This is a genomic window from Noviherbaspirillum sp. ST9 (assembly GCF_048799745.1).
Classification (GTDB): domain Bacteria; phylum Pseudomonadota; class Gammaproteobacteria; order Burkholderiales; family Burkholderiaceae_D; genus Noviherbaspirillum.
Map to the genome: position 1 here is coordinate 111,520 of NZ_JBLWFR010000005.1, position 21,923 is coordinate 133,442.

Annotated in this window: 22 protein-coding genes; 7 read left to right on the plus strand and 15 right to left on the minus strand. The window is 60.1% G+C overall.

Annotated features, from left to right (window positions below; translation table 11 throughout):
• Positions 1-124: 124 nt before the first annotated feature.
• From ACNOHI_RS12425 to ACNOHI_RS12435, 3 genes are all read left to right on the plus strand, one after another.
• Positions 125-1,609: a sensor histidine kinase gene (locus tag ACNOHI_RS12425; RefSeq protein WP_420474985.1), complete on the plus strand. Its 1,485-nt coding sequence runs from the start codon at positions 125-127 to the stop codon at positions 1,607-1,609.
• An 86-nt stretch (positions 1,610-1,695) separates the two neighbouring features.
• Positions 1,696-2,850, plus strand: a complete 1,155-nt coding sequence (locus ACNOHI_RS12430; RefSeq protein ID WP_420474986.1) for an ATP-binding protein — start codon at positions 1,696-1,698, stop codon at positions 2,848-2,850.
• 4 nt (positions 2,851-2,854) lie between these two features.
• Positions 2,855-3,298 (plus strand): response regulator, encoded by a 444-nt coding sequence (locus ACNOHI_RS12435; RefSeq protein WP_420474987.1) that lies wholly within the window; start codon positions 2,855-2,857, stop codon positions 3,296-3,298.
• 63 nt (positions 3,299-3,361) lie between these two features.
• On the opposite strand, the gene ACNOHI_RS12440 is transcribed toward ACNOHI_RS12435, so the two are convergent.
• From ACNOHI_RS12440 to ACNOHI_RS12495, 12 genes are all read right to left on the minus strand, one after another.
• Complete coding sequence (locus ACNOHI_RS12440; RefSeq protein WP_420474988.1) at positions 3,362-4,006, minus strand: hypothetical protein; 645 nt, start codon at positions 4,004-4,006, stop codon at positions 3,362-3,364.
• Positions 4,007-4,016: 10 nt separating this feature from the next.
• Positions 4,017-4,550, minus strand: coding sequence for a nitrous oxide reductase accessory protein NosL (locus ACNOHI_RS12445; protein ID WP_420475358.1), 534 nt, complete (start codon positions 4,548-4,550; stop codon positions 4,017-4,019).
• Positions 4,541-5,365 (minus strand): ABC transporter permease, encoded by an 825-nt coding sequence (locus ACNOHI_RS12450; protein ID WP_420474989.1) that lies wholly within the window; start codon positions 5,363-5,365, stop codon positions 4,541-4,543. Before ACNOHI_RS12450 ends, ACNOHI_RS12445 begins: the two co-directional genes overlap by 10 nt.
• Complete coding sequence (locus ACNOHI_RS12455; protein ID WP_420474990.1) at positions 5,358-6,278, minus strand: ABC transporter ATP-binding protein; 921 nt, start codon at positions 6,276-6,278, stop codon at positions 5,358-5,360. Before ACNOHI_RS12455 ends, ACNOHI_RS12450 begins: the two co-directional genes overlap by 8 nt.
• Entirely contained in the window at positions 6,250-7,542 is a 1,293-nt protein-coding gene (locus tag ACNOHI_RS12460; protein WP_420474991.1) for a nitrous oxide reductase family maturation protein NosD, read from the minus strand. Before ACNOHI_RS12460 ends, ACNOHI_RS12455 begins: the two co-directional genes overlap by 29 nt.
• Positions 7,542-9,755 carry a 4Fe-4S binding protein gene (locus tag ACNOHI_RS12465; RefSeq protein WP_420474992.1) on the minus strand — a complete coding sequence of 738 codons (2,214 nt, stop codon included), beginning with the start codon at positions 9,753-9,755 and terminating at the stop codon, positions 7,542-7,544. Before ACNOHI_RS12465 ends, ACNOHI_RS12460 begins: the two co-directional genes overlap by 1 nt.
• A gap of 299 nt (positions 9,756-10,054) precedes the next feature.
• Positions 10,055-11,992 carry a TAT-dependent nitrous-oxide reductase gene (nosZ, locus tag ACNOHI_RS12470; protein ID WP_420474993.1) on the minus strand — a complete coding sequence of 646 codons (1,938 nt, stop codon included), beginning with the start codon at positions 11,990-11,992 and terminating at the stop codon, positions 10,055-10,057.
• Between the two features lie 251 nt (positions 11,993-12,243).
• The gene (locus ACNOHI_RS12475) at positions 12,244-12,645 is read right to left on the minus strand and encodes a putative zinc-binding protein (RefSeq protein WP_420474994.1); all 402 of its coding nucleotides are present in this window, start codon (positions 12,643-12,645) and stop codon (positions 12,244-12,246) included.
• 6 nt (positions 12,646-12,651) lie between these two features.
• Positions 12,652-13,131: a ubiquinone anaerobic biosynthesis accessory factor UbiT gene (gene ubiT / locus ACNOHI_RS12480; RefSeq protein ID WP_420474995.1), complete on the minus strand. Its 480-nt coding sequence runs from the start codon at positions 13,129-13,131 to the stop codon at positions 12,652-12,654.
• 26 nt (positions 13,132-13,157) lie between these two features.
• Positions 13,158-14,048 carry a ubiquinone anaerobic biosynthesis protein UbiV gene (gene ubiV / locus ACNOHI_RS12485; RefSeq protein ID WP_420474996.1) on the minus strand — a complete coding sequence of 297 codons (891 nt, stop codon included), beginning with the start codon at positions 14,046-14,048 and terminating at the stop codon, positions 13,158-13,160.
• Positions 14,049-14,059: 11 nt separating this feature from the next.
• Positions 14,060-15,055, minus strand: coding sequence for a ubiquinone anaerobic biosynthesis protein UbiU (gene ubiU, locus ACNOHI_RS12490; protein ID WP_420475359.1), 996 nt, complete (start codon positions 15,053-15,055; stop codon positions 14,060-14,062).
• Between the two features lie 60 nt (positions 15,056-15,115).
• Positions 15,116-16,345 carry an NAD(P)H-dependent flavin oxidoreductase gene (locus ACNOHI_RS12495; protein WP_420474997.1) on the minus strand — a complete coding sequence of 410 codons (1,230 nt, stop codon included), beginning with the start codon at positions 16,343-16,345 and terminating at the stop codon, positions 15,116-15,118.
• A gap of 224 nt (positions 16,346-16,569) precedes the next feature.
• Here ACNOHI_RS12495 and ACNOHI_RS12500 point away from each other — a divergent pair, with 224 nt between their 5' ends.
• From ACNOHI_RS12500 to ACNOHI_RS12510, 3 genes are read left to right on the plus strand one after another with little or no spacing between them, the layout of a single operon-like run.
• Entirely contained in the window at positions 16,570-17,016 is a 447-nt protein-coding gene (locus ACNOHI_RS12500) for a hemerythrin domain-containing protein (RefSeq protein WP_420474998.1), read from the plus strand.
• Complete coding sequence (locus ACNOHI_RS12505; RefSeq protein ID WP_420474999.1) at positions 17,013-17,249, plus strand: DUF2249 domain-containing protein; 237 nt, start codon at positions 17,013-17,015, stop codon at positions 17,247-17,249. The genes ACNOHI_RS12500 and ACNOHI_RS12505 overlap by 4 nt, the downstream gene beginning before the upstream one ends.
• Before the next feature lie 2 nt (positions 17,250-17,251).
• A complete protein-coding gene (locus tag ACNOHI_RS12510) occupies positions 17,252-18,547 on the plus strand; it encodes a hypothetical protein (protein WP_420475000.1) in 1,296 nt (431 codons plus the stop codon).
• 149 nt (positions 18,548-18,696) lie between these two features.
• On the opposite strand, the gene ACNOHI_RS12515 is transcribed toward ACNOHI_RS12510, so the two are convergent.
• Together ACNOHI_RS12515 and ACNOHI_RS12520 are read right to left on the minus strand one after the other, a co-directional pair.
• Positions 18,697-19,380 carry a Crp/Fnr family transcriptional regulator gene (locus ACNOHI_RS12515; RefSeq protein ID WP_420475001.1) on the minus strand — a complete coding sequence of 228 codons (684 nt, stop codon included), beginning with the start codon at positions 19,378-19,380 and terminating at the stop codon, positions 18,697-18,699.
• Between the two features lie 7 nt (positions 19,381-19,387).
• The gene (locus tag ACNOHI_RS12520) at positions 19,388-19,813 is read right to left on the minus strand and encodes a universal stress protein (protein ID WP_420475002.1); all 426 of its coding nucleotides are present in this window, start codon (positions 19,811-19,813) and stop codon (positions 19,388-19,390) included.
• 169 nt (positions 19,814-19,982) lie between these two features.
• Here ACNOHI_RS12520 and ACNOHI_RS12525 point away from each other — a divergent pair, with 169 nt between their 5' ends.
• The gene (locus ACNOHI_RS12525) at positions 19,983-21,311 is read left to right on the plus strand and encodes an NAD(P)/FAD-dependent oxidoreductase (protein WP_420475003.1); all 1,329 of its coding nucleotides are present in this window, start codon (positions 19,983-19,985) and stop codon (positions 21,309-21,311) included.
• Here the strand turns inward: ACNOHI_RS12525 and ACNOHI_RS12530 are convergent.
• Positions 21,308-21,772, minus strand: coding sequence for a Spy/CpxP family protein refolding chaperone (locus ACNOHI_RS12530; protein ID WP_420475004.1), 465 nt, complete (start codon positions 21,770-21,772; stop codon positions 21,308-21,310). The two genes, ACNOHI_RS12525 and ACNOHI_RS12530, sit on opposite strands and share 4 nt — an antisense overlap.
• Positions 21,773-21,923 lie beyond the last annotated feature (151 nt).

A 21,923-nucleotide genomic window follows, 5' to 3' on the forward strand; every position in this document is an offset into this window, starting at 1 on the left:
CAGCCTTGCATCACCCTGTGCGGCAAGGCGCGGTTGCACAGGTCTTGCGTGGTATCTACCGATGTTGTTTGCGCAAGAAACTATGCCGTCCTTTCAAGAGTCTCATTCTTGAGGACGGTATGCCGTGAAACGCATCAAGGATCTGCCTATCTACAAGAAGCTTCTTGCGCTGATCGTCCTGAGCAGCGGTGTGTCGCTGCTGGTCGCCGGAACAGTCATCGTTGTCTACGATGCGATCATTCACACCGACCAAACATTGACGGACTTGAAGACGCAAGCAGAAATCGTCGGAGCAAGCAGTACCGCAGCACTCGAATTCAACGACCCCCGAACCGCGCATCAATACCTTTCCACGCTTAACGCGAAGCAATCGATTATCGCGGCTGCCATTTACACGCCAGACGGCCGTCTGTTTGCATCCTATGCCCGCGACGGCGCCGGCCGGGTGTTTCCGACCAAGGAAAATGAAGGAAGCCGGATCGAAGAAGACAATGTCGTTCTGTTTCACCCCATCAGGCAGGGCGAAAAGACTGTCGGCACAGTCTATCTGTTTGCCTACCTCGGGCGAACTGAACGCGTGCTGCGTTATACCGGGATCGTGGTGTTGGTCATGCTGTGCGGATTGGCGATCGGCGTACTGGTATCAACCAAGCTGCAGAGCATGATCTCGGCTCCAATCCGGGATATCACGAAAGTGGCGCAAAACATGATCCATCATGAAATCGATCCAGTGCATTCGTACCGGCAACGCGCTACAAAATTCGGCAATGACGAAATCGGCGTCCTGACCGACGCGTTCAATCAGATGTTGACGCATATGGAAAAACGCGACGCGGCGTTAGTGGAAGCAAACCGCTCGCTGAGTGCGGAAGTGACTGAACGCAAGCGTGCACAGAAATTGCTGGATCGAAAAATACACGACCTTGCCCAGTCCAATGCCGAACTGGAGCAGTTTGCCTACGTATCGTCCCACGACCTTCAGGAGCCCTTGCGGATGGTGGCCTCTTACGCGCAACTTCTTGAACGTCGGTATCACGCAAGACTCGACGAGGATGGACTCGAGTTTCTCAAATATATCGTGGACGGCGCGAAGCGCATGCGGCAGTTGATCGATGACCTGCTTACGTTCTCCCGAATCGGGACGCAGGCGCAGCAATTGCATGCGGTCTCGAGTGAAGAAGCGCTCAGTACCGCTCTTGCGAACCTGACGGTTTCGATACAGGAAAGCGGCACCCGGCTGATGCGGGATCCAATGCCGGAAGTACTGGCGGATCGTTCCCAATTGACCCAACTATTTCAGAACCTGATCAGCAATGCGATCGTCTATCGGCGGCAGGATGTTCCGCTTCAGATTTCCGTTCATGCGGAAAGGACCGGCAGCCAGTGGAAATTTTCCATCACCGATAACGGCATTGGCATTGCGCCTGAACACCGCGAGCGAATTTTTGTCATTTTTCAGCGGCTGCATGGACGCGAAGAGTACCCGGGCACCGGCATTGGACTTGCCATCTGCAAGAAAATTGTCGAACGCCACGGTGGACGCATCTGGGTCGATTCAACCGTGGGCGAGGGATCAAGCTTCCATTTCCTTTTGCCGGCGGTCTCATGAACATCACCCGGAATCCATGAAGCCCTCAGCAACCATGAATCCACTTCGCCACGCCCTGGCGTTCTTGTCGACAGGAAGTGCATGCCATGACGCGGCAAAAAAAGATTGATTTCCAAACGATATTCGAAACGGCGCCGGCGGCCTCCCTTGTGCTGACGCCAGAGTTTCTCATTGTGGCCGCGAGCGACCGATATCTCGAACATGCAATGAAAGCGCGCGAGGATCTTGTCGGCCGCAGGCTGAAAGATGCTTTCGCGGACGACTCCGGAGGCCCCCGCCCTTATACCGTCTCTGAACTGCATGAATCGCTCGGTCGGGTGCTGGCTCAAAGGGAAACCGAAAAGATGCCTGTTCAGAAACTCGGGCTACAGCATGCTGCAAATCATGTTGCGAGCAACGATGAGCGATACTCACGCGCCATCAACGCGCCGCTGTTCGACATGGATGGACGCATTCTTTATCTCATCCACAGCATCGAAGACGTCACGGATCTTGTTCATCCCGCGCCTGCCGAGATGATGGACGAGGAAATGCACGCCAACCATGGAGACGATCCGGCACGCCTGCGTGCCGACTTCGAGCAATTCACCTACGCTGCTTCGCATGACTTGCAGGAACCGCTGCGCATGGTCACAAGCTATGTGCAGCTCCTGGCACGGCGGTACAAAGGAAGACTGGACCAGGATGCGGACGACTTTATCGACTTTGCGCTCGACGGCGCCAAGCGCATGCACAACATGATTTCCGACCTGCTGCGTTTTTCGCGCGTGGGCACGCAAGCAATGCCGTTTGCACCAACGTCGATGGACGCCGTCCTGGAGCTGGCGCTGAACAATCTCCAGCGTCAGATCGAGAGCACCGGCGCAACCGTGACAAAGGCCGCCATGCCGGTCGTGATGGCGGACGAAGCGCAGATGACCATTGTGTTCCAGAGTCTCATCGACAATGCGCTGAAATTTCGCAGCGGTGCCCCGCCGAGAATCCATATCGGCTATGAACGCAGGAACAGCGAACACCTGTTCCATGTGAGGGACAACGGCATCGGCATCGAACCGCAGCAAGCGGACCACATTTTCGTGATCTTCCGGCGCCTGCACCAACGCGGAACGTTTCCCGGCACCGGAATCGGTCTCACATTATGCAAACGAATCATTGAACGCCATCGCGGACGTATCTGGGTAGAGTCGGCGCCGGCGCAAGGCGCCACATTCTATTTCACGATCGTTGATACGGAAGGATAAGATCATGAGCAAAGGACATCGAAAAGCCGTGGATATCCTACTCGTTGAAGACAATCCGGGCGATGTCAGGTTGACGCGGGAATGCCTGCTCGACAATAAGGTGCACAACACGCTTAACGTCGTTGTGGACGGCGAAGAAGCCATGTACTACCTGAGAAAGGAAGGAAAGTACGCCAATGCCACCACCCCGGACTTGATCATGCTGGACCTGAATCTGCCTCGCAAGAGCGGCTTCGAGGTGCTGAAGGAAATCAAGGCCGACGAGAACCTGAAGGTCATTCCGGTAGTTGTGCTGACCAGTTCGGAGGCCGAGAAAGACATCCTGGCAAGCTACAGCCTGCACGCCAATGCCTTCGTCAGCAAACCCGTGGACTTGTTCGAATTCACGAATGCGATCGCCCAGATCAAAGGGTTCTGGCTCGAGATCGTCAAATTTCCCCTGGAGTGATCTGCTTGCCTGCATGAGGCCGTGGCACCGTCGGCCACGATTGATTCCGCTGCCGCGCGGCCCTTATCGATTGTCCAGCAAAGGATCGACGAGCAGGACGTCCAGCAGCCGGGAGATGCCCTCCCATGGATCCTCGGCCGCCACGCCCACCGGGTCTTCGACGACGGTTCCGTCATCCCGGTGCAGGTGCCGCGGAAAACCTTTGCACTCGCCATGCACGGGCGCGGTGTCGAGGCGCAGTTCCGCTTCGCCCCAGCTCCATTGAAGCGAAAATTCTTCCTTGCTGAAATACCGGGCTTCCATCATGAGCCCGGTGTCAAAGGAAAGCAGCAGTGCATCCTGCGCAAGAGCGACAGGTTCAGTCAACCGGTTCGCATACGCTTCTTCCAGCCGCTCTTGCAACATCATGTGCACGCTGATTGCCGGCACCTCTTCGGCAGCCTTGCTGCCGAATCTCACCAGCATTTCCTCGCGCAACTGCTGACGTCCCTGCTCCATGATCAACGCGCTGAGGTAATGTTCGTAGGCGGGATGTTCGCTCACCTCGCCTGCGCGAATTCTGTCCAGTAATTGCGCTTCGTCGCTGACGCCATACCTGTTCAACAAGGCCTTGCGCGACTCCCGCAACCGGTACAACGCCTTCGCATACAGCGACTGCATCGCTGCCGGGTCCATGCCGCTGTCCATGTCATCGGTCAAGTCCTTCATTGTCTTTCCCTCAATGCATCTTGCTGTCGTGCGATGCGCCCTTCTTGGGCTGATTGACCATGTCCAGCGTCATCTGTTCATAACGGTGGATCGTTCCGCCTTCCATCTTTGCAAAGGCTTCCGCATCCGGCAGGCTGGCAAACGAGCCGAAGGTGGCGCCCATCGACCCAACCTTTTTGCTGCCGACGACGTAATACGCCGCTTTTGCGTCGATCCAGTGCCCCTCGGGATGCGCCCAGTCTGTCTTGCCCATGTCCTGGACGAAGACGCCGGCGACCGGCCGCTTCTGTTCGGGCGCAAGCAGCATGCCGAACAGTTCAACGAGGTCGCAGAAAAACTCCGGCGGGCCTTCCTTGTAGTGGATCTGCGCTTTCGGTCCCGGATAATCCTTCAGCACCATGCCGTCCAGCGCGCAGGCGGTTCCCTGGTCCGGCTCGACGGCAGCGACCTGCACGACTTCCTTGCCGCAGGCCGCCAGCAATGCCACGATGGCAATCAATGCCGGCTTGCGCAGCGCAGCGAACGATAGTGCTTTCATTTGAATCTCCAACGGGCAATCAGGAATGGGGTGGCGATCCAGCCGAACATGATGGCCGTCAGGATCATGGGGTCGGTCAGGCGTTCGGGCATCACGGTCGCCAGGCCGTACATGGACTGAACCTGTTCCGAGCTGAAAATATTCAGCAGGCGGAATACGTCAGCGGGATTCAGCATCAGCAAGGCGCCGAACACGCCGCTGCCAAGACCACCATCGCTGACGACGAGCGCACCGGTCAGCACGAGGTCGAAGATCAGGACAAAGAAGAACCAGAGCGCAATCGCTACGCCTGATGCACGCATGCGGTCCGAGGCCAGCACCGACACCAGCAGCGACAGGCTGAGGAAAGCCATGCCCATCAGGATCGCGGAGAACACGAAACCGGCATAGTGGTAGACATCGCCGGTACTCAGCTGCGAAACCATCGGCAGCAATCCCGCGCCAAAGCCAACGAGTGTCGACACCGCCAGGGCGCCGGACAGGCCGATATATTTCCCGAGCAGGATTTCAAAGCGCGTGATCGGCATCGACAGCAGCAGCTCCATCGAACCGCGTTCGCGCTCGCCGACGATTGCGTCATAACCAAGGATGAGCGCGATCAGCGGTACGAGGTAAATGACGAGGCTCACCAGGCTGGCGATCGTCACGTCAATGCCGCGGAATCCCACCGTCCCCTGCTGCGCCGTGCCGAAGTACGCGATGGCAAGTGCGAACAAGGAAAAGATCAGGGCCACCGACAACACCCAGAGGTTGCGGATGCGGTCGCGGAATTCCTTGCCGGCGATGATCCTCACCTGGGCGCAATCGAAGAACTTATGCATGCTGGCCTCCATAGCCAAGGAACAGGTCTTCCAGCGAAGGTTCGTGGATGCTGATGTCGCGTACGGCATGCGCCATCGAGGCAAGCAGCTGCAGTACCGCCACCTTTTCCGAAGGCGGGCACGAAATGCGCGCCACGTTCTCGTCCATCCGCATGTCCAGTCCATCGGTTCCGGCAAATGCCCCGTGGATCTGCTGCTGGTAGCCTGGATTCAGGCTGACTTCGATCACTGAAGGCAGCACCAGTTGCGCGCGCAGTTGCGCGATCGTGCCTTGTGCCGCCACGCGGCCGGATGTCAGGATGACCAGGCGGTCAACGCGCTCCTGGATCTCGGCGAGGATGTGCGAAGTGATGACGATGGTCGCGCCCTGCGACTGCACCTCGCGCAGGATGCGATAGAAGTCGTGGATGCCTTCCGCATCAAGGCCATTGGTCGGCTCGTCCAGGAAGATGAGGTCGGGATTGCCCAGCAGGACCTGTGCAAAACCCAGGCGTTGCCGCATGCCTTTGGAATAGCCCCGCACCCGACGGCCAGCCGCTTCGCCAAGGCCGACACGCTCCAGCAGCGCCTCGCACTCACGGCGCGGTACCCGCTTGAGATCGGCGAACAGCCTCAGCACTTCCAGTCCCGTCAGGTTGTCATAGGTGACGAAGTTCTCCGGCAGGTAGCCGATACGCCGGCGCACATCGCGGAAATCCTTGCCGGCTGTCGATGCGCCATGCACGCGCACCTCGCCTGCCGACGCCGGCAACAGCCCGAGCATCAATTTGAACAAGGTGCTCTTGCCCGCGCCGTTGTGGCCAATGAGGCCGAACATTTCACCTTTGCCGACGCTCAGGCTGACACCGTCAAGCGCCTGGACGTCGCCGAAGCGCTTGGTGACTTCAGTCACCTGGATAGGGACGCTTGTCATTCCACTTTCTCCAATCCTGATTCAAGGGGCGCGTGCGCGGATTCTTGTCGACGACGCTGGGGGCGCGCAGCACAGGGAACTGACGCGCGACGAAGCGCAGCGTCTGGATCGACGGGCTGGTCAGCAGGAGCTTGAGCAAGGGGTACTGCCCATTGAGCCGGTCCACGACGTCGTTGGCTTCGTAGGCAATGTCACCCTTGCCGTCGCCGTCCTGGTCCCACCCGCTGTAATTGCTCCAGTAATTGCCCCTGGCCTTGCCCCATTCCACATCGCGCGAGGCCACGTACTTGACCTGCTGGCGGTTGTCGATGAAATCATTGCCATCGACCTTGTTGTTGCCCGAACCTGCTGACAGGTGGACGCCGACGTCGTTTCCCGTCACCAGGTTGGCGCGGACGATGTTGTACTCGGCGTCGTAGATGAAAAAGCCGCGTCCGTTGCCCGCGACGATATTGTTCTCGACGGTCGAATCCTGGATGGTGCGCAGCATGATGCCGTGGTCGGTGTTCCCCCAGGCGATGTTGTTGCGCACGGTGAGATCCTTCACCTCCATCAGCGCCAACCCACCGCGGTTGTTGTACACCTCGTTGTTTTCCCACACGCTGTTGTTGGTATTCATGTAATGCGTGCCATACCGCAGGTGATGGATGCGGTTGCCGCGGAAAACGGATTTGCGCGACAGGTCGACATAGATGCCGTCGCGCGCGTAGCTGATGTGATTATTGAGAACCTTGGCGCCGGCCGAGTTGTAGAGCTGGATGCCGTTGCCGCGCGCGGCAGTCTGCAGGTCGCGGCGGCCGACAATCGTATTCCGCTGGATAAGCGCATCGTCCACCTTCTCGACCCAGATTCCGAACAGGTTGTGCACGACGTCGCAGTCCTGCACCACAGGGCGGTGCGCGCCCGGCTCGAAGTAGATTCCGGAATTTTGCGCGGTCTGGTCGGTGCCGCTGTCGCGGATGATGATGCCCTCGATGGTCACGTCGCTCGCGCGCACCCGGATCACGTCACCGGAAAGGCCGCCGCGAATGGTCGGCCGTCCCACGCCGCGCAAGGTCAGCGGCTTGTCGATCACGACATGTTCGTCGTACTCGCCACGCGCAATCTCGACGGTATCGCCTGCCTTCGCGGCACTGACGACTGCGGCAATCGAGCCGCCCGTCTCCACTTTCAGGACGGCTGCCCAGGCAGTATTGGCAAGCCATAATGCCGCCGCCAGCACCGCCATCCTGCAACCGTTTTTCCTGTCGTCCTGCAATTGCATTACTCCTGTCTTGCTGCCATCTGCGCCGTCTTCTCGGACAGATTGCGCCGCACGCTTTCGAGCGGGATGAAGTAGCCCTTCGCATCGATGGCGGTAAGCGGCAGCCCTTGCTTCTCGCGCGACTTGCGTTCCTTGACAAGCGGCGGGCAGGCGTGATCGTCGTAATACATCACCATGCAGTCCAGGCACAGCAGGCATTCCTTCTGGTCGATGTTGCCCGCCGCATCGATCGCATGAGAACCGCAACCCGATGCGCAGGCGTGGCAAGTCTGGCATTCGCTCTTGCGCTTTAACCCGAACAGCCGGAACTTGCCGGGAATCGCGAGGCCGGCGCCAAGCGGACAGATGTATTTGCAATACGGCCGCTCGCTCAGGATGGAAATGGCCAGGATCACACCGACGAACAACACGAAGGGCCAGGAACGATTCCATGCACCGACCAGGAAGGTGGTCTTGAACGGTTCGATCTCGGCCAGCACCTCCGCCGTCTCCATCGAGTAGAACGACACCAGCACCAGCACGGCGAACACAACGTACTTCAGCCACTTCAGCTTGTCATGCAGCTTTTTCGGCAACAGCTTCTGGAAGCGTTTCAAGCCTAGCCACTGGCCGCCTTTGAAGGCCAGGTGCTGCAGCGAGCCGAACGGGCATATCCAGCCGCAGAACAGTCCTCGTCCCCACAGCGCGATCGTGGCGATCATGAACCACCAGAAGATGAAGATGAACGGATCCGACAGGAAAAGTTCCCATTTCCACTGGTGGATGAGCGAATGGAACCACGTCATCACCTGTGTGATGCTGGGCTGCGCCTTGAGGTAGAAGCCAATGAAGCCGACGCTGAGCACCCACAGCAGCGTGCGCGGGATGGAGATCAGGGGTTTGTGCTTGCGATTGGACGCGCGTACCAGGCGGTCGCGTTGCGAATAGATCAAGGCCGTCGCGCCGAGGATGAGGGCGAACAGCGCGATTTCCAGCATCCGGCCATTCCAGATCGCCTTCCATGCGGCCTGCGGCCTTTCCACGTGCGGACGTCCGCCTTCGAGGTAGCGCGCCGGCAGCCAGTATTCGCGATCGAAATGCGCGAACGTCCTGGTGCCCTTCTGCGTATCGATCTTGTTGGCAAGGAAGCTCAGGTCCCAGGGGTACGCCGGATTGAAGTCGGCCGACCGAAGGATGAAGATGGCGGATTCCTTGAATACCGGTGTTCCCGCCGCAGCCAGCTTGTACAGGTTGAAGTAGTCGGTATCGCGGAACGTGAACGACGCCGGGTCCTGCCGGACCTGGATGCGGTCGTAGATACCGCCGCGGACGAAGCCTGATCCCTTGAACGAAGTCTGGCCATTGGCGACGATGAAAATGGCGTGTTCGTTCGGCTTCAGGTCGTGCATCAGGCTGGCATAGCCTTGTTCGCCGAGGACGCTCTTGCCGATTGCAGGCGCGTTCAGGTAACCAAAATACAAGTCGATATACGGCTCGCCGTTTTCGATGCCGCCGGCATCCTTGGGCTCCACGCGCAAGTGCTCGATGCTGCCTTCCTTGACCATGGCCTCCCAGTCAAGCTTCTCATTGATGGCTGCGAAGCGGGCGGGCGGACGCGGTTCGGCCTTGATGATGCCGACCTGGCGCGCGATATCGTAGGCGCTGCGCGAGATCACCTGGTTTTCCGCAATCGCGGTGACGGTCGCGCCGCTGATGCCGTCGAGGCCGGTCACGCCGCTGCGTCCCTGGCCGATCTCCAGCTTGGCGCCGGCGCTTTTACCGTGGTACTGGTGAATGAAGGTCACGAGCACCGATTCCGGAATCCCGGCCAGCAGGATCGGTTCGGAATGCTTGAGGATCTGGATGCCCGTGATGACGCCGCGCGTATCCATGCCGATCAGCGTGACGATGGGCTTGCCTGAGTAGGCCGGAATATCAACGATGTCCGTCGACAGGAATACGTAACCGACCACGCGCTTCTGGCCGTTGTCGGTTGCGTATGCCTCGACGTAGGTCGGCATGCCTTTGCGCTTGGAGAATTCCTGCGCGGCGGGCATGACGTCCTTGCATGGCGCTTGCGCGCACAGGTCGGGGCCATGCAGCAGCTCTTCGGAGAGCACGGTGTCGTACATCGATGCCAGCGCTGCGCGTGGAATGGAGAAAAAGACAATCAGCGTTGCCATCAGCACCAGCAGGTGCGGCAGCATTTGCGCGCGGTCAAACCTGAGTTTCATATGCGGATGGGTGCAGGGTTAAATGAATGGGCCCTGCTGAATAGTGAATCATGGGGTGCTGGCGGGCGGGTGCTTCCGTAAAACGTTTCACGTCCCCTCCCCCCGTCATTCCCGCGAAGGCCTCGGCGGCCCCGCGGCAATCCATACTGACGCTGCCTCGACAACCTGTCCATGGATTCCCGCCTTCGCGGGAATGACGGGTGTCTTGGGTGCGATGCGCCGAACGAACCACCCGCCTGCAAGCAGGTGGCCCGCCCTGCCGTCGTCCGACATCCGGACGCGGCAGAGAGACAACTACATCAAGCCTCAACCAGGAACCGGCTGCGCATTTCCAGATGCAGCGCGTGGCAGAAGTGTGTGCAATACAGCCAGAACGCACCAGGCTTGTCAGCCTTGAAGGTCACCGACTTGGTTTCCTGCGGGTTGACGATGAAGTTGATGTTGTAGTTCGGGATCGCGCAGCCGTGGGCAAGATCTTCGATCTTGTCATGGTTGGTCAGGGTCAGCGTGACTTCGTCGCCCTTCTTGACCTTGATGATCGGCAGGCTGAACGCCGGCGCCTGCGACATCATGCGCACGTGCACCTTGTTGCCCTTGCGCTCGATGCCCATGTTCTCCGGCGTGACCTTGTTCGCGAAATCGTCCAGGTTGTAAATCTTGCGGGTCTTGACGACGTCGCGCTTGACGATGATGCCGTCATGCGGTTCCGGATAGGCGGTGTGGTCGGCGATCAGCTTCATCTTTTCGCCGCTGATGTCGAGCAGCTGTTCCGTTTCCGGATGCAGCGGGCCAACCGGCAGGAAGCGGTCCTTCGAGAACTTGTTGCCGGAGTTGAAGTACTTGCCGTCCGCTTCCTTGGTTTCGCCCATGGAGGCGAAGCCGTGGCCGGGCTGGTAATGCACGTCGATGCGGTCCACGACATATTTCGCGGACTTGTCGCCCTTGCTGAAGGCGATCGCCTTTTCCACGTTCCACTTGACGACCTGGCTGTCAAGGAACAGCGAGGTGTAGGCATTGCCCTTGCCGTCGAAGCCGGTGTGCAACGGGCCGAGGCCGAGTTCCACTTCGGCGACGACAGCGTCGCGCTCCTTGGGCAGTTCACCGGCGAACCACTTGTGCACCTGGGCGAGTTCGATCACGGTGCCCGTCGGGGACAGCTTGCCCGAGCAGACGAAGTACTTACCGTCCGGGCTGGCATTAACGCCGTGCGGGTTCTTGCCGACCGGGACGTAGCAGGTGACCGCAGTCTTCGGATCGCTGTTGGCGGTCTTGCGGCCGTCGACGACCGGCACTTTCGATTTGCCGATGGTGGTGAACTTGCCGTCCTTGACCAGCTTCTCGATGCGCTCCACGTTGAGGAACACGCAAGCATCATGTTCGGACGACATCATGCCGCCGAGTTCAGCCGAGTTTTCGACGTTGTACTGGTTGGAGGCAACCAGTTTGCCGTCATACGAAGTCGCGGTCAGGTCCATGTTGCCGTCGACGCGCACTTGCCAGCGGACTTCCATGGTCTCTGCATCGACGCAGGAGAACAGTGCGCCCCACTTGCTCGGATCGTCCAGGTCGCGGCCATCGTTCGGCAGCGGGCAATGGAATTCGGCGCCGCAGAATACGCGGGTGGTGTAGTTGATTTTTTCATCCACCGGATCGCGCTTGTCCGGGAAGATGCCGTGGAAGCCCATCACATTGGGCAGCTCGGTGATCTTGTCGACTTCCATCGTATCCATGCGGATGCGAGCGATACGGGAATGGATCTTGTCGTTGACGAACAGCCAGCGGCCGTCGTACGTGCCATCCTTGTAGCTGCCGTGCACGTGGTGGGTGTCACCCGTCGTGTACCGCAGGCTGCCATCGGGATTGGTGCCGATGATGGCTTTCGATTCATTGGTGATGCCCCAACCGACCATCGGGTCGATGTTGAACACCGGGATGCGGCGCAGTTCGCGCCCGGAAGGAACACCGATCACGCGCACTTCACCGGAGTGGCCGCCGCTCGAGAAGTGGTAATACTCGTCCAGCTGGCCCGGCTGCACTTCGTGGCTGCCGGCGGCATGTGCCGGTGCGGCAGCGGGAGTCGCCGCCGCTGCGGGCTTGGCATCGTCCTTGCAGCCTGCGAGGCCCATGGAAACGCCGGCGCCGGCCAGGCCCAGCAACGCGCTGCGGCCGAGGAAGCGCCTGCGGTTTTCCATCACCGGCGCGTCTTGTGTGTTCAGGTCCTTCTTGTCCTTGCCCATTAAATTTTCTCCGACATGTTTGCTACCACGAATCAAATAGGGAAACGTTGATTTCCGTCCCAGTGCACTTCTGCGGTGCATTCTCCGATTTGATACATTAAAAATACATGATATGTATCAAGAATCCGGGATACGCTTCGGCAAGCTTTCCAGAGGGAAGTTCGACAAATTTTTTCCAAGGCGCACGACAGCCCCGCTCCGCGGATGCAGAACGGCGAAGCACAGTGATCGGAATGGAATGAAGAACGGCCTTAGGTGGCCGCCGAAGTGTCTGACGCAGGCGACAGTTCGGATTGCAGGGTTTGGGTTATTTGCGCGGTGACTGCGTCGACCTGTTCCGGCTCGAAGTCCGAGTGGTAACGCTTCTTGACGCCATGCTCATGCAACTGGAGGTACCAGCGCGGCGCAATGTCATGGCGGGACAGGCAACTCTTGACGCAGGCGAGCACGCAGCCGTCAATGCCGACGATCGGCCGGCCTGACTTGGCGATCTTGACGAGGTGCGGCACATCCCCGCCGACGCCGGCGATGCAGGACATTTCCGCAACGCCGAGCCGGTCGAGTTTCAACGCAACCTGGTTTGCCGTCTGCGCGGCGCTGGAGCATCCCGAGCAGGAATACACCAGCGGCAGGTCAGGATTGCGCGCGGCCATGGGCGATCAGGAGTTGCTGTTGCCGCTGCCCGTCTTGATGCGGCCGAAGACGCGGGAAGGTGCCAGCTTGCCCAGTTCAAACACGGGAAGGTCGATCGCATCCAGCGTGTTCTTCACAAGCAGCCCGAGCTCGGTGTCGCCTTCCATGGACAGGCGGCGGCTGAAGAACAAGGTGTCCGGGTCTTCCTTGCGTTGTGCCAGCAACAGGAAATCATGCGCGCTCGCACCGATGGTGAGATCCGGCTCTCCCTGACTGCTGCCCGCGGCAAAGCGGCTGCCGTTCCACACGAAGTCGAACGAAAGGCAGGCGTCGGTGACTTTGATGCGCAGCTTCTTGCCCGACAGCGATTGCTGCACGTCGGCCGGGAGGTTGCTCTTGAGCGCGAGGTTCAGGCCGGTCGCAAACAGCAGCGAACCGGGATACACCGGCAGCAGGGACAGGAGCTTGCCTACGGGTTCAGGCAACAGAAAGCGATTCGGGGTCATGTTTTACCTTTAATCTAAACGGGCGGTCATGCCACCATGCGGTCGAGGCCGGGCTTGCCATGCCAGTAGCCGTTGCACGGCTGTTCCGGCATCAGCGCTTCCATTTGTTTCAATGCATCGGCGCCGGCCAGCTTCTTGTCCAGCACGTCGCGGAACAGGCTTGCGATCCGGTCCGTATGCTGTGCTTGCGGGCTGATGCGCGCGACGTCGACACCGAGGGCTTCCATCGCGCCGAGTTCGTTGACAAGGTTGTACACCAGTGCCGACTGCGTCTGGATGCCATTGAGCGTCAGGAAATGCTGGCTTTCGCGTGTCTTCAGCGGCAGTCCGTCCGGATATTCCATGCAGGCGAACTGGCAGTCGTCCTTGGCCAGGTTGCGATGACGGGCCGTGAAGCAGCGCGCGGAGAATGCGAGCGGCATGCGGCCATAGGCAAACACCTCGGTCTCGATGCCGGCGGGACGATCCTTCTGGACGTGCGACAAGCCGGCCTGGCTCATTTCAAGCGGCATGACCCAGCGCTTCGCGCCCGTCTCCGCCATGAATTGCAGCGTCGGCGCATTGAAGATGTTCAGGTGCGGACCGGCGACGAAAGGCACCTTGCCGGCGACGCAGTTCACCGCACCCATGTCGTTCGCTTCGACCGTGAAGCGGCCGTTTTCTGTGATCCGGTGCAACGTGCCCATGTCGGTCTTGGATTCCAGCAGCGCCTGCGTAGACAGCACGACTTCCTTGCCGGCGGATGCCAGCATGTCGGCGATGTCGATCCAGTCGGACAAGCGCAGTTCGCGGCGGCGCGAGCAGACCGCTTCACCCAGGTAGACAATGTCGACCGGGGCTTTCGCCATGGTCTCGTAAAAATCGAAAACGGTATTCTTCGGCCAGAAATAGAGGATGGGCCCGAGAGAGAGCTTCACGTTGTTATTCCTTACTTCCAGGGACGGTGATAGGCGCCGAGCGTGTGCTGCTGGCCTTCCGCAACCTTGTTGAGCTCCGACATCCAGAGCGGCTTGACCGAGTAGCGCTGCGAGCTGTCGAGCGCATTGTCGATGGCTTCACGCCAGACCTTGGTCACCTGGGCAACGTACGCCGGGCTGCGCTGGCGGCCTTCGATCTTGATGGCCTTCACGCCGAGTGCCAGCAGTTGCGGCAGCAGTTCCAGCGTGTTGAGACTGGTCGGCTCCTCGATCGCGTAATAGCTTTCGTTGTTGACGTCGAAACGCCCCTTGCACAGCGTCGGGTAGCCGGCATTCTCGCCTTCGCCGTAGCGGTCGATCAGCACGCCGTTCAGGCGCGACTCGAGTCCCTTCGGCGTCTGTTGCCAGCGCACCGCCTTCGCTGGCGAGCACACGCCGTGCGTATTCGGCGCTTCGCCCGTCACATAGGACGACAGCGCGCAGCGGCCTTCCACCATCACGCACAGACTGCCGAAACCGAAGACTTCGATTTCCACCGGCGTGTTGGCGGTCACATGCTCCACCTGCTCCATCGACAGCACGCGCGGCAACACGGCGCGCTGGATGTTGAAACGCTTGTGGTAGAAGTTGATCGCTTCGTAGTTGGTCGCCGAGCCCTGCACGGACAGATGCAGGCGCAGTTCCGGATACTTGTTCGCCGCGTATTGCATCAGCGCGGGATCGGCCAGGATGATGGCATCGATGCCCGCCTGCGCGGCGCGGTCGACAGCGGTGCGCCAAGGCGCCCAGTTTTCCGCCTGCGGATAGGTGTTCAGCGCGAGCAGCACCTTGCTGCCCTTGCTGTGCGCGTAACGGATGCCTTCGGCGATCGCGTTGTCGTCGAAATTCAGGCCCGCAAAATTGCGCGCGTTGGTCGCGTCGCGGAAGCCGAGGTAAACACAGTCGGCGCCGTTATCGACGGCGGCCTTCAGAGCCGGCAGGCTTCCTGCCGGCGCCACGAGTTCCATCTTGGTTGTCGTTTGCTGCACGAGTTTTATTTCCTGGAAACAGGTCAGTTGGTTCGCCGCTCAGGCAGGCGTCGCGTCCTTGTACACCATGATCGGCGCGGTTTGGGCTTTCGGTTCGGGTTGCTTGCCGGCGAGGAGGAATTCCACCAGTTCGCGTACCGAGCGGATCTCGCTGCCGAAGGGAAGCTTTTCGGAGCCGCGGAAGAACAGGCCGCGCTTGACGTCGCCTTCCAGTGCGAACGCCAGCTGCGTGTCGATGCAGAACTGGCCAGCCTTGGCGATGCCGTCACGCAGGCCGCACTGTGCGAGGCAGTCGAAGCCGACGGTGCACTGCTTGGGACCGGCCTTGCTCTGCAGCTTGGCTTCCTTGTCGAGGTAGTTCATCAGCCACGGGGTGCGCACGCCGCGCGCCGGCAGTCCGGCCACGCTCATGAAGGTCACGATGTCTTCCGGCTTGGCTTCGGCCAGGATCTTCTTGAAGTTGATGTGCGCGTCGCCTTCTTCGGTCACGGCGAATGCGGTGCCGAGCTGGATGGCGCTGGCGCCCATCTTGAACAGTTCCTGCACCTGCTCGTGCGAGTTGACGCCGCCGGCAGCGATCAGCGGAATGCGCTCGCGCTCGATGCCGAGTTCCTTGAACAGTTCCAGCGTACCTTCCAGCACGGCGGGGAAGGCGAAATGCGGCGCATTCACGTCTTCCGGCTTCGCTGCGCCGAGGTGGCCTGCTGCGTACTTGGGGTTTTCGATGACGATCGCGTCCGGCAGGCGGTTCTTGCGCATCCACTTCTTCATGATGAGCGCAATGCCGCGCACGTCCGACAGGATCGGGATCAGGGCGATATCGGGATAGTCGACGGTCAGTTCGGGAAGGTCGAGCGGAAGGCCGGCGCCGACGACGACGGCATCGATGCCGCTCTCGCAAGCCTGCTTCACGTAGTTTGCGTATTCTGCGACGGCGCGCATGATGTTCACGGCGACCATGCCGTTGCCGTCTGCGATGACCTTGGCTGCCTTGATCTCGCGGTCCAGCGCGATCAGGTTGACGCGGTCGATCAATTCCTTGTCGCGCGACTTCTTGGTCTGCGCCATGAGGTCCGGATGATGGCGGCGCAGGTCGACGCTGGAAATGGTGCCGACGCCACCCAGGCGGGCAACGTTACCGGCGAGCCTGTGTGCGGAAACACCTACACCCATGCCTCCCTGAACAATAGGAAGCAGGGGCCGACCCCTGACGTTAAAAGTATCAAAAGCAGTTTTAAGCACAGAGGTCCTTCCAGTTCCGATAAGCAACGACGGAATGTAGCAAAAGCGAAATCCAATTAGTTTGATCTCAGTCAAGTAATCCGGACTTGCCTCTGCTAAGCAGCATTGCAAAAAAAATGTTCAGCTTTTATGGCAATTTTGATCACTGTAGTCGCGAGCGCACCTTGCATTCCTTAACCTGAATCAAGGATTGCCATTTGACGCCGAGGTCACAATCCGTTACACGCTCCCTCCCCCTTCGAAAGGACGAAATGGAAACAATTGCCCGCCACCTTGGCACCGATCACAAGCGTTGCGACGATTTTTTCGCCCAGGCGGAAACCGCAGTAGCCGCCACCCTGTGGACCAATGCCGAATTGGCAATGAGTGCATTCAGCGAAGCCCTCGAACAGCACTTCACGATGGAAGAGCAGGTTCTCTTTCCGCAATTTGAAGAAGCCGTCGGCAGCCGTGAAGGCCCGACCGCCGTCATGCGCATGGAACACGCACAGATGCGCGAGATCCTATCCATGCTGAACGAATGTCTGGGCAAGCGCGATGCGGACGGATTCCTCGGCTACTCGGAAACCCTCAACACGCTCATGCAGCAGCACAACATGAAGGAAGAAGGCATCCTTTACCCGATGACCGACCGCGTGCTGAACGGCAGGCAGGAAGCGATCATCGGCGCGATGCGCGAAGTTGGAGTCTCATCGTGAGCACCAGTCAACCCGACCTTGAAATTGATGTCTGCGGCCTCGAGCCACCGGAGCCGATGGAGCGCGTGCTCGACGCGCTCGGCACGCTGCAGCCCGGACAGCGATTGAAAGTATTGATCCCGCGCGAGCCTTACCCGCTCTACGGCATCCTCGACCGCAACGGCTACTTGCACGAGACGAAGAGCCGCGAGGATTTCCTGTATGAAGTCCTGATCTGGCCGAAGGGCGCATAACGATGCAGCGCGTCCTCTCCTTCGAGCAGACGCCGGCGCTCGCGGTGCCGCTGCGCTTCTTCCTGACCGCCCCTGCTTTCGCCGTACTCGCGGGGGTTCTGCTGCTCTGGAGCGGACCGGGCATGTTCGTGTCCCGCTGGACGCCGGAAACACTCGCCCTCACCCACCTGCTGACCCTGGGCTTTCTCGGCATGTGCATGATCGGCGCCTTGCTGCAGATCCTGCCCGTGGTCGCGGGCATCGACATTCCCTACACCCGCCATACGGCTGCGGGTATCTACGGCCTGCTCGCCTCCGGCACCGTCGCGCTGTCAGCGGCCTTCCTCGCAGAATCGCCCGTGACTTTCCGGATCGCCCTGCTCCTGCTCGGATGTGCTTTCGCGTGGCTGCTGCTGAGCGTGTTGTGGCGCGTTTGGACGGCACAGCATGCTGCGCCGATGTTAATCGCCATACGGATGGCGCTGACATCCCTTGCCGCTGCCGTCGCCTTTGGTCTTGCGGCGGGGTCAGGCTTTGCCTGGCCGCTGCAACTGCCGCTGCTGTTGATCGCCGACCTGCATGTATCGTGGGGTTTGCTTGGATGGGTGGGCCTGCTCGTCGCCGGGGTCGCCTATCAGGTCGTGCCGATGTTCCAGGTGACGCCGGTGTATCCGCAATGGATGACGCGTGGTCTTGCGTGGGCCGTCTTCGCCCTGCTCGTGCTGCGCACGGCGGTGTCCGTTCTGGTCGCTGAATGGGAGCCGTTGTTGACGGCCCTGCTGGTATTGGTATGGGTCGCGTTCTGCGTGGCCACTTTCCATTTGCTGCGCCAGCGCAAGCGCCCGAAACCGGATGCGACGACGTTTTTCTGGAAGACTTCGCTGGCCAGCGGCGTTTGTGCCGCGCTGCTCTGGACGGCTGCGCTCGCCTTCCCCACCGTGGAGCACCATCCTGCCTATCCGCTCGCAACAGGTGCACTCCTGATTGTGGGCTTTGGCTACTCCGTCATCAACGGCATGTTGTACAAGATCGTGCCTTTCCTCGCCTGGTACCACCTGCAGAACAAACTGGCGGGTAGCGGCGCGAAGCCACCCAGCGTGAAACAGCTCCTTCCTGACCGGGACGCGGAGCGCCAGTTCGAACTGCACCTGCTCGCGCTGGTGCTGCTCGTCGCCGCCACGCTGTTCCCCGGCTGGATGTCGCACGCTGCGGCGCTTGCCTTCATCGCGTCGTCGGGCTGGCTCTGGCTCAACCTGCTGAAATCGATGCGGAAGTATCGTGAGATGGTGTCCAATGCTTCCGCGCTGCCGGCGGTTTAAGCAGGTCCGCGAAAGCTTCTTGCGGTGTTGAGCGCACAAACCTCTAATTTTCGTCATTCCCGCGAAGGCGGGAATCCAACCTGACATTTTCTCGACAACCTGCCGATGGGTTCCCGCCTTCGCGGGAACGACGAGTTTCGGCCATCAGCCTAGCGCCCCTCGTAAGAACGCAGCTTTTCGATATTGAGGATGGTGATCGTGCGCCCGTCCACGCTGATCAGCTGTTTCGCGGCCAGATCGTGGAGAATGCGCGAGAAGTGCTCTGGCGTCAGATTCAGACGTGACGCCAGCACCGTCTTGCTTACGGCCAGCGTGAGCTGCTCGCCGTCCTGCTGCGGCTCCGACTTCAGCAGGTAACCAATTACGCGCTGCGCCCCTGAACTCAGCGAGTACGCCTCGACGTCGGAAATCAGGCCATGCAGGCGGCGGCTCAAACCCGCCAGCATCTTGCGCGCAAACTTGGTGTCGCGTTCGAGTTCGTCGAACACTGCCTGCTTCGGCACGTGCAGCAACAGGGAATCCGCCAGCGCCTGCGCCGCCACGATGTAAGGCTTCTCCATGAACATCAGCGCCTCGCCGAAGCTGTGTCCGGGCCCGATGATCTCCACCACCTTTTCATTGCCGTCGGGCGACGTGAATGCCAGTTTTACCTGTCCATAGATGACGATGTGGAATCCCACGCAGGGATCGCCTCGACGGAAGATGATCTCGCCGCGAGCGACATGGCTCTCGGTGACCGACTCCGCGATCTGCTTCAATTCCTCGGGCGGGATCTCATTGAACAGCGGGAGCTTGTTCAGGAATTCCTCGACCTTGACCTTTGTACTTGCCATTTCCGCCTCAACGCACGATCAGGACCGGCGCCACGGTGGACGCCAGCACCTTGGTTGCCACCGAGCCCATCACCAGGTTGCTCAGTGCGCCATGGCCGTGCGAACCCATGACGATCATGTCGATCTTGTTCTTCTTCACGTAGGACTGGATTTCCTGCGCGATGTCCCCCACCTTATACCCGCTGCGAAACGGGATGTCATTCTTGCGCAACAACTTTTCCGATTGTGCAAGGGCCGACTCCGATTCTTCCCGGTAATAGCTGTTCACCAGGTCGCCGCCGAGGAAGGAGCGGGCACGGCCCGGCGGCAAGGGCAGCTTGACATGCAGCAAATGCAGTTCAGGCGGTCCGCTGAACCAGTTGAAGTGCTTGATGACGTGCTTGACCGCCTTGATGCTGTAGGGAGAACCGTCAACAGCGATGAGGATTTTCATTTTTGTCCTTGAATCGGGCAACGAACTATTTTCTGAGCTGAATCAGTCTTCGCGGGCGATCATACGATGCCTTTGGCCGTCATACCAGTGGAGACTGACTGGGCAAGGCCCGGGAAAATATCAAATTCACAAGAAAATAGCCGTATCCCTGCCAGAAAAGGAGTCCCGATTGAGCCCGCACCCGGAATTGTCCCAGCACCACATCGTCATTGTCGGCGGCGGCGCCGGTGGCCTGGAACTCGCCGTCTATCTGGGCAGGCGGCTCGGACGAAAAGGAAAGGCGCGTATCACCCTCGTCGACGCCGCGCGCACCCATCTATGGAAGCCCCTGCTGCACCAGGTCGCCGCCGGCACCATGGACAGCCATGCGGATGAACTCGAGTACCTTGCCCTCGCCCGCGCCAACCACTTCGGTTTCCGCTTGGGCCGCATGGACGGCCTGCGCCGCGCGGACAAGGAAGTGTGCCTGGCGCCGACCTGGGACGAGGACGGCGAGGAAATCCTGCCCCGCCAGTCCATCAAGTACGACACCCTGGTCCTTGCCATCGGCAGCCAGACCAACGATTTCGGCACGCCCGGCGTGCATGAACACACGATCATGCTGGATTCGCCCGAATCCGCGGAACGCTTCCACGAGCGGCTGATCAACTCCTGCCTGCGGGCACAAGCACGGTCCAAGGGTCCGGGTGAAGGACGCTTCACGGTAACCATCATCGGCGGCGGCGCGACTGGCGTCGAACTCTCCGCCGAGCTTCACCTGACGACAAAAGTCCTCTCCAGCTATGGCATGGCCAACTTCGATCCGGAAAAGGACTTGAAGATCGTGGTGGTGGACGCCGGGCCGCGCATCCTGGCCGCATTGCCGGAACGTCTTTCGGCCTCCGTCGCACATGAATTGCGCCAGCTCGATATTGACGTCCACACGAATGAACGCGTGGTCGAGATTCGCAAGGACGGGGTGCAGATGGCCAGCGGAAAATTCATCCCGAGCGGGATCGTGGTGTGGTGCGCCGGCATCAAGGTGCCGGATTTCCTGAAAGAGATCGACGGGCTGGAGAGCAACCGCATCAATCAGCTGGTCGTACATCGAACGCTGCAGACGACGCGCGATCCGTCGATTTTTGCAATGGGGGATTGCGCCGCCTGTCCGCAGGGGGAAGGACAGCCGACTGTCCCACCTCGCGCGCAAGCCGCGCACCAGCAGGCGACGCTGCTGGCAAAGTCATTGCAGCGCATGCTGGAAGGCAAGCCGCTGCTGGAATTCACCTACCGCGACCGCGGCTCGCTCGTGTCGCTGGGCGACTACAGCGCGGTAGGCAGCCTGATGGGCGCAATCGCGCGCGGTTCCGTTTTCATTGAAGGCCACATCGCGAAGTGGATGTACTGGTGGCTGCACAAGCACCACCAGATTGCCGTCAACGGATGGTTCCGGACCTGGCTCGCGACCTGGTCCGAAACCATCGATTGGGTGCGCAATCCCCGCATCAAACTGCATTAGCCCCGATGGCGGCGGTGTCCCGGTCCGGGTCGGAATTCTTCATCGAAGACCTTCTTCTGCTCCGGCGTCAGCACCGCATAGAATTCCTTCGTCGCCGCGATGCGGTCCGCCATGCGCTTCTCGTTTTCCTGCATGAAGCCGAACATCCTGTCCATGCGTTCCGGCGCGGGCAGCTTATCGATCTCGGCGCGGTCGGGGCGCTTTGGCGGTTCCTGCGGCTTGATGCGCGCCATGTAGTTCTTCCACGCGCCTTCCTGGTTTGCGTTCAGCTTGAGCTTGTCGTGCAGTTCAGACTGGCGCTTATCGAAGTGCTCCGCCATTTTTTCCGGCGAACGCCCGTGGCCGCCGAACCCGGCTCCCATCGGTCCGCAATCACCCCTGTCCGCATAGGCGCCAAACGAGGCTGCGCCCAGGCCGGCAGCCAGCACACCGATCAGGAAACGTTTGCGAAATGTCGTCATGATTCATCCCTTCTGCTTGTGTTGAATTCGTGCCCTTTGCACGGTTCCCATGATGCAGCGGGAATGTATCCGCACCGTGTCTTGCGCATGCGATGTTGTAGCGGCAAGTAACGTGCGCGGCCGGCTTTGTATCGCTCTGTATCAGGCGTTT